The organism is Levilactobacillus namurensis DSM 19117 (assembly GCF_001434785.1).
GTDB lineage: Bacteria > Bacillota > Bacilli > Lactobacillales > Lactobacillaceae > Levilactobacillus > Levilactobacillus namurensis.
The window spans coordinates 1-13672 of sequence record NZ_AZDT01000062.1 but is presented as its reverse complement, the minus strand read 5'-3'; the positions used below and the strand labels follow the sequence as shown (position 1 = coordinate 13672).

The following is a 13672-nucleotide window of genomic DNA, read 5'->3' as shown; positions in this document are numbered from 1 at the left end:
GTACACTAGCAACAGTTTTCATAGGAAAGGACTCAAACAGGATGAAGAGAAAAGAGCAGCTGACCCAGACCCATACGGCGATTCTTGCGGCAGCCCGGCAACAGTTCTTGACGTTGGGGTATCAAGCGACCTCAACGCGTGAGATCGCACGTCAGGTGGGCATCACGCAACCCGCTTTGTACCATCATTTTAGTGATAAGGAAGCCATTTTCTTGGCCGTGGTAGCGGAAGTTGGTGCCGAAGCCCAGCAGGGAATTAATCAGGTGACTGCTCAGGTCAAGGCCGGTGAACAGACTGATCCGGTCGAAGCGCTGGCAGCTGTAACGGAAGTCCTACTGACGGTGCATCCGCGAGACGTCTTCACGGTCCTCCACGGGAGCTTCCGGTTCTTGCAGCCGGATAACCGGCACCAACTTGGTGGCTTGTTTATGACCGATTATATGCGACCCTTAGCGGCGTTCTTTGACCAGGGACTGGTGACCCTGCGACCAGAATTGGATGCCCAAGAGGCAGCGTCGTTCTATTTGACCAGTCTGAGTCCACTGTTTAACAACTTTCACCATGTCGGCCCGGCAGACGCTTCGCAACATCAACAAGTCGTGACCCTCTTACAGTTAATTTTGTACGGGATTGCGGTTAAAAAGTAAGCGTTAGTCATTGACAAGCCGAGGTATTTTTAGTACTATATCATTTGTATGCAACTGTGAACTGAAATTGGTTGAGCCGATCTATTGTCCGGCATCATCCATTATAAGAAGCCAAAAGCAAATAATGATTTGTTTTTGGATTTTTTTTGCCAAAAAACCAAGTCAAAAAGCATTTGTAATCAAAATGTAACATTTGGTTAGGCCAGTCACAGAATAAATAGGAGAGGTGAACAACTTGGCAGGACACTTAGTGAAATACGGGAAACACCGTACACGTCGTAGCTATTCACGGATCAAGGAAGTTCTAGACTTACCGAACTTGATCGAGATTCAAACCAATTCCTATAATTGGTTCCTCGATGAAGGGTTACGTGATATGTTCGATGACATCATGCCAATCGAGGATTTTCAAGGAAACCTTTCGTTAGAGTTTGTTGATTATCAATTATTAGAACCTAAATATACGGTGGATGAAGCGCGGGAACATGACGCCAACTATTCAGCACCGTTACACGTCACATTACGTCTAACGAACCACGAAACAGGCGAAATCAAGTCACAAGATGTCTTCTTCGGCGACTTCCCATTAATGACGCACCAAGGTACGTTCATTATTAATGGGGCGGAACGGGTAATTGTTTCCCAATTAGTTCGTTCGCCAGGGGTTTACTTCAATGAAGATACCGATAAGAACGGCCGGACCATTTTTGGTGCAACGGTCATTCCTAACCGGGGTGCTTGGTTGGAATTTGAAACCGACGCGAAGAACATTTCCTACGTGCGGATTGACCGGACGCGGAAGATTCCAATGACTGAATTGGTTCGGGCCTTAGGGTTCGGTTCTGATGATGAGATCTTGGACATCTTAGGAGACAACGAAAGCCTGATGGCGACGTTGGAAAAGGATATCCACAAGAATACCGACGACTCACGGGTCGAGGAATCCTTGAAGGACATCTACGAACGGTTGCGTCCAGGTGAACCTAAGACGGCGGACTCTTCACGGAGCTTACTGACGGCACGGTTCTTTGAACCTAAGCGTTACGACATGGCTCCGGTTGGTCGCTACAAGACCAACAAGAAGTTGAGCTTAAAGACGCGTTTATTGGGTCTGACCTTAGCTGAAACGTTAGCTGACCCTGATACGGGTGAAGTGATCGTTCAAAAGGGGACTACGGTCGATAAGGATGTCATGAAGAACTTGGCACCTTACCTGGACCGCGACGACTTTAAGATGGTAACTTTCCAACCATCTGATGAAGCGGTCGTTACGGAACCACTGAAATTACAAATCATTAAGGTTCAATCACCAGATGATCCTGAACAAGAAGTTCCGGTTATCGGGAACGGTAATATCGATTTGAAGTTGAAGCACATTCGTCCAGCAGATATCATTGCTTCGATGAACTACTTCTTCGACTTACAGATTGGTATTGGGACCACGGATGACATTGACCACTTGGGTAACCGGCGGATTCGTTCCGTGGGTGAACTCCTGCAAAACCAATTCCGGATCGGGTTATCCCGGATGGAACGGGTCGTTCGGGAACGGATGTCGATTCAAGATGCTGCGACGGTAACGCCACAACAATTGATCAACATTCGGCCAGTGGTCGCTTCGATCAAGGAATTCTTTGGGTCTTCACAACTGTCTCAATTCATGGACCAAACCAACCCATTGGGTGAATTGACGCATAAGCGTCGTTTGTCCGCCTTGGGACCTGGTGGGTTAACGCGTGACCGGGCCGGTTATGAAGTCCGGGACGTGCACTACACCCACTACGGTCGGATGTGCCCAATTGAAACGCCTGAAGGTCCTAACATCGGGCTGATCAACAGTCTGTCCAGTTATGCGCGGGTCAACAAGTACGGGTTCATCGAAACGCCATACCGGCGGGTCTCATGGGACACGCACAAGGTTACCGATAAGATCGATTACCTGACGGCTGACGAAGAAGATAACTACGTGGTGGCTCAAGCCAACACGCCGCTGAACGACGATGGCTCCTTCGCAACTGACACGATTATGGCCCGTGCGAAGTCTGAAAACATCGAAACGTCAGCAGAACGCATCGACTACATGGACGTTTCGCCTAAGCAAGTTGTTGCGGTGGCGACGGCATGTATTCCATTCTTGGAAAACGATGACTCCAACCGGGCGCTGATGGGGGCCAACATGCAACGGCAAGCTGTGCCATTGCTGAACCCACACGCACCTTTGATTGGGACTGGGATTGAATACAAGGCTGCCCATGACTCTGGGGTCGCTTTGATCAGTCAACATGACGGGACTGTCGAATACGTCGATGCGCGTGAGATTCGCGTTCGGCGGGACGACGGTGCCCTGGACACTTACAAGTTAATGAAGTTCCGCCGGTCTAACGGTGGGAAGAACTACAACCAACGGCCAATCGTTAAAGTCGGCGACAAAGTTGACAACGATGAAGTCTTAGCTGATGGTCCTTCCATGGAAAATGGGGAATTAGCCTTAGGGCAAAACCCATTAGTCGCCTTCATGACTTGGCAAGGGTACAACTTCGAAGATGCCATCGCCATCAACGAGCGGTTGGTTCGCGATGATGTCTACACGTCAATTCATATTGAAGAATACGAATCCGAAGCCCGAGACACCAAGCTTGGACCGGAAGAAATGACGCGTGAAATTCCTAACGTTGGTGAAGACGCCTTGAAGAACTTGGACGAAGACGGGATTATCCGGGTCGGTGCCGAAGTTCAAGACGGCGACATCTTAGTTGGGAAGGTAACGCCTAAGGGTGTTACGGAACTTTCAGCCGAAGAACGGCTATTGCACGCCATCTTTGGTGAAAAAGCGCGTGAAGTTCGGGATACGTCCTTAAAGGTTCCCCACGGTGGTGGCGGGATCATCCAAGACGTTAAAATCTTCACCCGTGAAAACGGTGATGAATTATCACCAGGTGTCAACATGATGGTTCGGGTCTACATCGCGCAAAAGCGGAAGATCCAAGTTGGGGACAAGATGTCCGGTCGTCATGGGAACAAAGGGACGGTTTCCGTCGTGATTCCTGAAGAAGACATGCCGTACATGCCAGATGGCACCCCAATCGATATTATGTTGAGTCCAATGGGTGTGCCATCCCGGATGAACATCGGGCAAGTGCTCGAACTTCACTTGGGGATGGCCGCACGGAAGTTAGGCATTCACATGGCAACGCCAGTCTTTGATGGGGCCCAAGATTCTGATATCTGGGACGCCGTTAAGGAAGCTGGGATGGCTTCTGATGCCAAGACGGTCTTATACGATGGCCGGACCGGTGAACCGTTTGATAAGCGGGTCGCTGTGGGTGTCATGAACTACTTGAAGTTGGCCCACATGGTCGACGACAAGATGCACGCCCGTTCCATTGGACCTTACTCCTTAGTTACGCAACAACCACTTGGTGGGAAAGCGCAATTTGGGGGCCAACGGTTTGGTGAAATGGAAGTTTGGGCCTTGGAAGCTTACGGGGCTGCTTACACGTTGCAAGAAATCTTAACGTACAAGTCCGATGACGTTGTTGGACGGGTTAAGACGTACGAAGCTATCGTGAAGGGCGATCCAATTCCAAAGCCTGGTGTTCCTGAATCCTTCCGTGTGTTGGTCAAGGAATTACAATCCTTAGGACTGGACATGAAGGTCTTGAACGGTAATAACGAAGAAATCGAATTACGTGACATGGATGATGACGACGATGACGTGGTCAACGTTGATGCGTTGAGCAAGTATGCGCAACAGCAAGAAGAACAACGGAAGGCCCAAGCACAGGCAACTGATGCGAAGGATTCTAAGACTGCGCCGACTGCCAGTCACAATGAAAGTCAACCGAATACGCAAGATTAATTCATAAGGGAGGTCGCTTCTTTGGTCGATGTCAATAAGTTCGAAAGTATGCAAATCGGACTCGCCTCACCAGACAAGATCCGCAGCTGGTCTTACGGTGAAGTTAAAAAGCCAGAAACCATCAACTACCGGACGTTGAAGCCGGAAAAAGACGGTCTATTCGACGAACGCATCTTCGGTCCTACCAAGGACTGGGAATGTGCTTGTGGGAAGTACAAACGGATCCGTTACAAGGGTGTCGTTTGTGACCGTTGTGGGGTTGAAGTTACCCGTTCGAAGGTCCGCCGTGAGCGGATGGGCCACATCGAACTGGCTGCCCCAGTTACCCACATCTGGTACTTCAAGGGGATTCCAAGTCGGATGGGCTTGGTCCTCGACATGAGTCCACGGGCGTTGGAAGAAATCATTTACTTTGCTTCCTACGTTGTCTTGGACCCAGGTGATACTGCGTTGGAACGTAAGCAATTACTGTCCGAACGGGATTACCGGGACAAGGTTGCCGAATACGGCTCCAAGGCCTTCAAGGCTGAGATGGGTGCCGAAGCTATCAAGAAGTTGTTGATGGCGGTTGATTTGGATAAGGAAGTTAAGGAATTAAAGGAAGAGCTGAAGGAAGCCACTGGCCAAAAGCGGACGCGTGCCGTTCGGCGTTTGGACATCTTGGAAGCCTTCGTCACATCGGGTAACCGTCCGGAATGGATGGTCATGGATGCGATTCCGGTTATTCCGCCTGACTTGCGGCCGATGGTCCAGTTGGAAGGGGGACGTTTTGCAACGTCCGACTTAAACGACCTGTATCGACGGGTCATCAACCGGAACAGCCGGCTCAAGCGATTACTTGATTTAAATGCACCTGGTATCATTGTGCAAAACGAAAAGCGGATGCTCCAAGAAGCCGTTGATGCGTTGATCGATAATGGGCGGCGGGGTCGTCCAGTTGCTGGTCCTGGTAACCGGCCACTGAAGTCCCTGTCACACATGCTGAAAGGTAAGCAAGGACGGTTCCGTCAAAACTTACTGGGTAAGCGGGTTGACTACTCTGGACGTTCCGTTATCGATGTTGGTCCATCACTGAAGTTCAACCAGATGGGTCTACCAGTTCCAATGGCACTGGAATTATTCCGGCCATTCATTATGAAGGAATTGGTTGCTCGGGGATTGGCTTCTAACATCAAGAACGCTAAGCGCCAAATCGACCGTGAGGAAGATGACGTGTTTAACGTCTTGGAAGATGTGATCAAGGAACACCCTGTTCTGTTGAACCGGGCACCTACGCTGCACCGTTTAGGGATTCAAGCGTTTGAACCTGTATTGGTTAGTGGGAAGGCCATGCGGTTGCACCCACTGGCATGTGAAGCGTACAACGCCGATTTCGATGGGGACCAAATGGCCATCCACGTGCCGTTATCCGATGAAGCCCAAGCTGAAGCACGGTTGCTGATGCTGGCGGCTCACCATATCCTGGCACCAGCTTCTGGGAAACCAGTTGTTGCGCCTTCTCAAGATATGGTTATCGGGAACTACTACCTGACGATGGAAGAATCCGGTCGTGAAGGTGAAGGCATGATCTTCACTGATTTGAACGAAGCGACGCTGGCTTACCGGAATGGGTTAGTTCACTGGCACACGCGGGTTGGGGTCCAAGTTGCCTCAATGCCGGACAAGCCATTTACCGACGAACAACGGCACAAGATTATGGTTACGACGGTCGGGAAGTTGATCTTTAACAACATCCTGCCAAAGTCGTTCCCATACTTGAACGAACCAACGAACACGAACTTGAACGGCTACGTGCCGGATAAGTACTTCCTGGAACCAGGGGAAGACATTCATGACTACCTGCAAAATGCTGACTTGATTGGGCCGTTCAAGAAGGGCTTCTTGAGTGACATTATTGCGGCAGTCTACCAACAATACAAAGTGACGGCAACGTCTAAGTTGTTGGACCGGATCAAGGACTTAGGGTATGACGAATCCACCAAGTCTGGGTTAACGGTCGGAATTTCCGACGTTACCGACTTGAAGGAAAAGCCAGTGATCATCGACGAGGCCCACAAGAAGGTCAAGACGGTCACCAAGCAATTCCGGCGTGGGTTGATTACCGACCATGAACGTTACGAACGGGTCATCGGAATTTGGAACGATGCCAAGGACGATATTCAAAACGCCTTGATTCACAGTTTCGAGCAACAGAACCCTATCTTTATGATGAGTGATTCTGGTGCCCGGGGGAACATTTCTAACTTTACGCAATTAGCCGGGATGCGTGGTTTGATGGCTGCTCCTAACGGGGAAATCATGGAACTGCCAATCACGTCGAACTTCCGTGAAGGCCTGACGGTTATGGAAATGTTCATTTCGACCCACGGTGCTCGTAAAGGGATGACCGATACGGCCCTGAAGACTGCCAACTCAGGTTACCTGACTCGGCGGCTGGTCGATGTTGCGCAAGATGTGATTATTCGTGAAAAGGACTGTGGCACTGACCGTGGTCTGAAGATTCGGGCCATCACTGATGGTAATGAAATGATCGAACCACTGTACGACCGGATTTTGGGTCGTTACACGCAAAAGTCCGTTTACGATCCTAAGACTGGCGAAGTCATTGTGCCGAAGAACCAAATGATCGTTGAAGATACTGCCCAAAAGATCGTCGATGCCGGCGTTCAAGAAGTGACGATTCGTTCAGCTTTCACTTGCAACACGGAACATGGGGTTTGTGAACGTTGTTACGGCCGGAACATGGCTACTGGTGACGAAGTTGAAGTTGGGGAAGCTGTCGGAACGGTTGCCGCGCAATCTATCGGTGAACCCGGGACGCAACTGACCATGCGGAACTTCCATACCGGTGGTGTTGCCGGGAACGAAGATATCACCCAAGGGCTTCCCCGGGTTCAAGAATTATTTGAATCTCGGAACCCTAAAGGTAAAGCTGAGATTACCGAAGTTACGGGTACGGTTGAATCCATTGAGGAGAACCCTGCTGAACGGACTAAGGAAATCACCATCAAGGGTGAAGCAGATACGCGGAGTTACACGTTGCCAATCACGGCACGGATGCGGGTCACTGAAGGTGACTTCATTCACCGTGGGGCTGCGTTGAACTACGGGTCTGTTGATCCTAAGGAATTGCTCCGGGTTCGTGACGTGTTGTCTACGGAAACCTATATCTTAGGTGAAGTGCAACGGGTCTACCGGATGCAAGGTGTGGCTATCAGTGATAAGCACGTGGAAATCATGGTTCGGCAGATGCTTCGTAAGGTCCGGATCATGGATCCAGGTGACACCGATGTCTTACCAGGTACCCTGATGGATATCCAAGACTTCCGGCGCGCTAACTACCAGACGTTGATTTCTGGTGGAATTGCTGCGACCGCTCGTCCGGTGATCTTAGGGATTACCAAGGCGGCTTTGGAAACCAACAGTTTCTTATCCGCCGCTTCCTTCCAAGAAACGACTCGGGTTCTGACCGACGCGGCTATCCGCGGCAAGAACGACCCATTAGTTGGTCTGAAGGAAAATGTTATCATTGGGAAGATTATTCCTGCCGGAACTGGGATGCCAGATTACCGACAGATCAAACCCAAGGAAGTCGGCAGTGCTTCTACCGAGGGCGTTTACTCAATCAGCGATCTCGAAAAGCAAATGCAAGAAGACTCCCAAGCTTAATCAGGTAACACTGATGATAGCAAAAAAGCAGGTTCGTCCTTAACGGGATGGACCTGCTTTTTTAGTTGTCAGAGACTCGTGATGTGACCGAACGGGCAAGCGGCTTAAGCTTGGTGGTGACGCCAGCGGTGTAGTAGGGCGCCCAGCAAGTAGACGGTAGCCCCGATGGCCATGGCGGCTAACAAAATGGTGTGCCAGGGGTCAGGGATGAGGAAGGTCCAGCCCACGGTAACCCACGAATTCAAGATGACGATCAGGCTGATGGTGATCGTGACAATGAGACCGGTTAGCAGGTAGGGCCACCATTGATGATGGTTGTTAGGATAGATACTGGTGTGAAGGATACGGATAATCAGGATAATTGCACAGATCTCGAGGATGGGGACCAGGATAAAAGCCACCAGGTTCAGCGACAGGCCACCAGCTGTTTGGGGACTAGAGAGGATCTGAAATACCCAGGAGATGCCCAACAATAGGCTGAATAGGCCAAGTTGATCCCGAAGCTTAGGTTGCGGAAACTGTTGAATGAGGTGGTTGCCCATGGTTTGTGGGTCGTTGCCAAAGAAGGCTCGGGCACTTTGACCATGCTGGTTAGCTTCCCGTAAGTCTAGGAGCATGTTAAGTAATTGGTCGTTAAGTTGGGCTTCATCGTAAAATAATCCCGCAGTCGACAAGTAGAGCTGTAAGTCAGTGAAATAGGCTTGGTCGGCGGGAGCCAATTGTTCGGTTAAGCGGTTGATTTCATCCAGGGTGGCCTGGGTTTTCGTCATTGGAATGCACCTCGTCTATGAGTTGATTAACGTGACCGCTGAGTTGCGACCACTGATGTTGAAAGTTCTGGAACGTCTCCTTGCCCTGCGGCGTTAACATGTAGTATTTACGAGCCGGACCGTCTGGCGACGGCTTCTTGATACTTACGATGTCGCCGCCCTTTTCGAGCTTGGCGAGTAACGGGTAAAGGGTCCCGCCAACTAGGGAGGGGAACCCATGATGGTGCAAGGCTTGCATCAACCCGTAGGTTTCGCCTTGAGAAATGATGGCTAAGACGCAGCCCTCAAGAACGCCTTTGATGAGTTGACTCTGTTTCACGCGTCGGACCGCCTTTGCACTGCTAATTAGGGCTTATCCTGAGTGTAATAAAGATTAACTATGTTGTAAAACTACCTAGCTCGTAACAAGCCCCAAATCTGGGTCAAGGAACAGTTATCAAAGTGGACCATAGCCACCAAAGGAGAGCACTACCGGTTAAGTAGGGGACGAACGCGATGGGCTGGTGCGGTGCCCGCGAGGCTGTGACGAGGGCCGCTGCACAGGCGGTCAGTAACCAGGCGGCGCTGGCGTTAAGTGAGTGACTGAGGCCGTAACACCAGAGGAGTTCCGCGTCGCCGTTTCCTAGGGGAAGGGATGGCCAGTGGTGATAGAGCTGCTGAATTAACCAAAATCCAAGGAGGCCTAATAGTTGTAAGGGGAGGGCTAAGTGCCAGCCACTTAGGAGTAAACTGGTCCAACTGATCCAGCCGGGAAACGTCAGGGTCGCTTGGTCGCACCCAGCAGCAGCGAGCCACAGGGTGACTAAGAGGTAGGTGCTGACTTGAGAACCATCGGTCACGATCATCGTCAGTAGTCCGCAGCCGATTTCCATCAAGAAGGTCTCCGGGGGAATGTTGGCGGTACATTTGATGCAGCGACCACGAACCAGTAGATAACTTAGGATGGGGATGAGTTGCCAGTAGCGGAGCGGGGTGTGACAGGTATCACAGTGGGAAGCGGGCCATAGGATGGACTCGGCGTGACGGTGACGACTGGTCACCACTGCCAGGAAGGACCCCCAGCAACTTCCGTAGAGAAAGAGTAAGATTTGCAATTTGATCACCTCAAGGGTTAATTCCGGAAATGGTGGGGGAAATATTCTGGAAAAGACCCGGGCCGTGAGTTGACACGTTGCGGGGACCATGGTATTCTATTCAAGGTGCTTTTCGCAGACAGGTCTCGGGTATTCTTACCAGACATGCTGACTGGACGGCGGGGAGGACACTTCAATTGACACCCATCTCGGTGGCTTTTTTCTTTAAGAAAAAATGAACCACCTGGATGTGTGGACTTAAATTCTAGAAAGTAAAAGGAAGGAGGACTAGTTAGATGCCTACTATCAACCAATTGGTGCGTAAAGGTCGTAAATCTAATAGTTCAAAATCAGATGCCCCAGCTTTAAACTACGGGTATAACAGTTTCAAGAAGGTCCAAGTTAAGAATCCAGCTCCTCAAAAGCGGGGCGTGGCTACTCGTGTTGGTACGATGACGCCAAAGAAGCCTAACTCAGCCTTACGGAAATACGCGCGTGTACGTTTGTCCAACTTAATTGAAGTGACTGCTTACATCCCAGGGATTGGCCACAACTTGCAAGAGCATAGTGTTGTCTTAATCCGTGGGGGCCGGGTAAAGGATTTACCTGGGGTTCGTTACCACATCATCCGTGGTGCGCTTGATACTGCCGGTGTTACCGACCGTCGTCAAGGCCGTTCCAAGTACGGTACTAAGAAGCCTAAGGACTAAAAAAGAAACGAACGAATAGCCGCACGGTTTCCGTCAGCTATTCAGCATAAGTAACTTCAAGGAGGATATTTGAACTATGCCTAGAAAAGGAAACGTACAAAAGCGTGAAGTCCTTCCTGATCCAATCTACAACTCAAAGCTGGTTACTCGTTTGATTAACCACACGATGATGGATGGGAAACGTGGAACTTCTACGAAGATCATTTATGGTGCATTTGACATCATTAAGAACGAAACTGGTAACGATCCAGTTGAAACGTTTGAAGAAGCAATGAAGAACGTTATGCCAGTCTTGGAAGTTAAGGCACGCCGTGTTGGTGGGTCTAACTACCAAGTTCCTATCGAAGTTCGGCCAGACCGTCGGACCACGTTAGGTTTACGTTGGATCGTGCAATACTCACGTTTACGTGGGGAACACACTATGGTTGAACGGCTTGCTCGTGAAATCATGGATGCTGCTAACAACACTGGTGCGGCAGTTAAGAAGCGTGAAGATACGCACCGGATGGCAGATGCCAACCGTGCCTTCGCACACTACCGCTGGTAATCAGGCAGTTTTTAAGCTGCTGGTTGCCCAGTGTGCTAAAATACTAGGGCGGAACACTGTTGCAGCGTTCACGTCTCTAGTTTAAAGGAGCAATCCTTTAATTAGAGGTGGCTACTTAATCCGCGTGATGATGGTAGTCACCTTTTGTTAAATCGACGATCAAATTGAGAGGAGTTACACATTAATCATGGCTAATACTCGTGAATTTCCGCTTGAGAAGACGCGTAACATTGGTATCATGGCCCACATCGATGCCGGTAAGACGACGACTACTGAGCGTATCCTGTATTATACTGGTAAGATCCACAAGATTGGTGAAACCCATGATGGGGCTTCACAAATGGACTGGATGGAACAAGAACAAGAACGGGGAATTACGATTACTTCCGCCGCAACTACTGCGGAATGGAAGGAACACCGGATTAACATCATCGATACCCCAGGACACGTTGACTTCACTGTCGAAGTTGAACGTTCCCTGCGTGTCCTTGATGGTGCCGTAGCCGTTCTGGATGCCCAAGCCGGGGTTGAACCTCAAACCGAAACGGTTTGGCGTCAAGCTTCCGACTTCGACGTTCCACGTATCGTGTTCGTTAACAAGATGGATAAGTTGGGTGCCAACTTTGATTTCTCTGTTAAGTCATTACACGAACGTTTGGACGCTAACGCGGTTGCTTTACAAATGCCAATCGGTGCCGAAGATGACTTCAGTGGTGTCGTTGACTTAATCGAAATGAAGGCTTACGTCTACGACATGGATGACCTGGGTTCCAAGTGGGACACGGTCGACATTCCTGCCGACATGAAGGACGAAGCTGAAAAGCGCCATGAAGGGATCATCGAAGCCGTTGCTGACGTCGATGACGAAATCATGGAAAAGTACCTTGAAGGTGAAGAAATCTCCAAGGAAGAATTAAAGGCTGCTATCCGTCGGGCAACGTTGAAGCTGGAAATGTTCCCAGTCTTCGCCGGTTCTGCCTTCAAGGATAAGGGTGTTCAAATGTTAATGGACGCCGTTGTGGACTACTTACCATCTCCATTGGATGTTAAGCCATACAACGCGACTGTTCCGGATACCGATGAAGCGGTTGAATTACGTGCCGATGATGACGCACCGTTCGCTGCTTTGGCCTTCAAGGTGGCTACTGACCCATTCGTTGGTCGTTTGACTTACATCCGGGTTTACTCTGGTACTTTGGAAGCCGGTTCTTACGTCTTGAACGCAACTAAGGACAAGCGTGAACGGGTTGGACGTCTGCTGCAAATGCACTCCAATCACCGTCAAGAAATCCCAGAAGTCTTCTCCGGGGATATTGCCGGTGCCATTGGTTTGAAGAACACCACGACTGGTGACTCTTTGACGGCTACGGATCACCCACTGCACTTGGAATCCATGGACTTCCCAGATCCAGTTATCCAAGTTGCCGTTGAACCTAAGACTAAGGCTGACCAAGATAAGATGAACACGGCCCTTCAAAAGCTTTCTGAAGAAGACCCAACTTTCAAGGCGGAAACTAACCCTGAAACTGGTGAAACTCTGATTGCCGGAATGGGTGAACTTCACTTGGACATCATCATTGACCGGATGAAGCGTGAATTTAAGGTCGAAGCCAACATTGGTGCTCCTCAAGTTGCCTACCGTGAAGCCTTCACGAAGTCAACTAAGGTCCAAGGTAAGTTCGTTCGTCAATCCGGTGGTAAAGGTCAATATGGTGACGTATGGATCGAATTTACCCCTAACGAACGTGGTAAGGGTTACGAATTCGAAGACGCCATCGTTGGTGGGGTCGTTCCTCGTGAATTCATTCCTTCAGTTGACCAAGGGTTACAAGAAGCGATGGCCAATGGTGTCTTAGCTGGTTACCCATTAGTTGACGTTAAGGCTAAGCTCTACGATGGTAGTTACCACGAAGTCGATTCTAGTGAAGCAGCCTTCAAGGTTGCCGCTTCCTTGGCTTTACGGAACGCCGTTAAGAGTGCCGGCCCAGTGATCTTGGAACCAATCATGAAGGTTGATATCCAAGTTCCTGAAGAATACATGGGTGATATCATGGGCCAAGTTACCGCACGTCGTGGTAAGGTCGAAGGTATGGAAGCTCGTGGGAACGCACAAATGATTCACTCATTCGTGCCACTTGCCGAAATGTTCGGTTACGCGACGACTTTACGGTCTGCTTCGCAAGGTCGTGGGACGTTTACGATGACGTTCGACCACTACGAACCAACGCCTAAGAGTGTTCAAGCTGACATTATCAAGAAGAACGGTGGGACTCCAGTCGAAGACTAGTCTGATCGAAAACTTCAAAGAACGCGTTGCTAGCGATAGCAGCGCGTTTTTTTGGGTTCTATGATATTTGGTGTTGATGGATGAAATCCATCAACACCATTTTTATGTAC

Annotated in this window: 9 protein-coding genes; 6 read left to right on the top strand and 3 right to left on the bottom strand. The window is 49.9% G+C overall.

Annotated elements, in window-relative coordinates; genetic code table 11:
• Positions 1-41: 41 nt before the first annotated feature.
• The 3 genes from FD30_RS09105 (at position 42) to rpoC (ending at position 8175) form a co-directional block, all read left to right on the top strand.
• Positions 42-647 (top strand): TetR/AcrR family transcriptional regulator, encoded by a 606-nt coding sequence (locus tag FD30_RS09105; RefSeq protein WP_056944774.1) that lies wholly within the window; start codon positions 42-44, stop codon positions 645-647.
• A 235-nt stretch (positions 648-882) separates the two neighbouring features.
• On the top strand, positions 883-4506 hold the full coding sequence (gene rpoB, locus FD30_RS09100; protein ID WP_056944773.1) for a DNA-directed RNA polymerase subunit beta: 3624 nt from the start codon (positions 883-885) through the stop codon (positions 4504-4506).
• A 21-nt stretch (positions 4507-4527) separates the two neighbouring features.
• On the top strand, positions 4528-8175 hold the full coding sequence (rpoC, locus tag FD30_RS09095) for a DNA-directed RNA polymerase subunit beta' (RefSeq protein WP_056944772.1): 3648 nt from the start codon (positions 4528-4530) through the stop codon (positions 8173-8175).
• Positions 8176-8279: 104 nt separating this feature from the next.
• Here the strand turns inward: rpoC and FD30_RS09090 are convergent, their stop codons facing one another.
• From FD30_RS09090 to FD30_RS11455, 3 genes are all read right to left on the bottom strand, one after another.
• Positions 8280-8945, bottom strand: a complete 666-nt coding sequence (locus FD30_RS09090; RefSeq protein ID WP_056944771.1) for a DUF1129 domain-containing protein — start codon at positions 8943-8945, stop codon at positions 8280-8282.
• Positions 8917-9264 carry a PadR family transcriptional regulator gene (locus FD30_RS09085; protein WP_056944770.1) on the bottom strand — a complete coding sequence of 116 codons (348 nt, stop codon included), beginning with the start codon at positions 9262-9264 and terminating at the stop codon, positions 8917-8919. The genes FD30_RS09090 and FD30_RS09085 overlap by 29 nt, the downstream gene beginning before the upstream one ends.
• A 103-nt stretch (positions 9265-9367) precedes the next feature.
• On the bottom strand, positions 9368-10039 hold the full coding sequence (locus FD30_RS11455; RefSeq protein WP_162255435.1) for a prepilin peptidase: 672 nt from the start codon (positions 10037-10039) through the stop codon (positions 9368-9370).
• A gap of 275 nt (positions 10040-10314) precedes the next feature.
• On the opposite strand from FD30_RS11455, the gene rpsL reads away from it, so the two are divergent.
• From rpsL to fusA, 3 genes are all read left to right on the top strand, one after another.
• The gene (gene rpsL, locus FD30_RS09075) at positions 10315-10728 is read left to right on the top strand and encodes a 30S ribosomal protein S12 (RefSeq protein ID WP_024746864.1); all 414 of its coding nucleotides are present in this window, start codon (positions 10315-10317) and stop codon (positions 10726-10728) included.
• Between the two features lie 76 nt (positions 10729-10804).
• Entirely contained in the window at positions 10805-11275 is a 471-nt protein-coding gene (gene rpsG, locus FD30_RS09070; protein WP_024746865.1) for a 30S ribosomal protein S7, read from the top strand.
• A 187-nt stretch (positions 11276-11462) separates the two neighbouring features.
• The gene (gene fusA / locus FD30_RS09065; protein ID WP_056944768.1) at positions 11463-13562 is read left to right on the top strand and encodes an elongation factor G; all 2100 of its coding nucleotides are present in this window, start codon (positions 11463-11465) and stop codon (positions 13560-13562) included.
• The last annotated feature ends 110 nt before the right edge of the window (positions 13563-13672 follow it).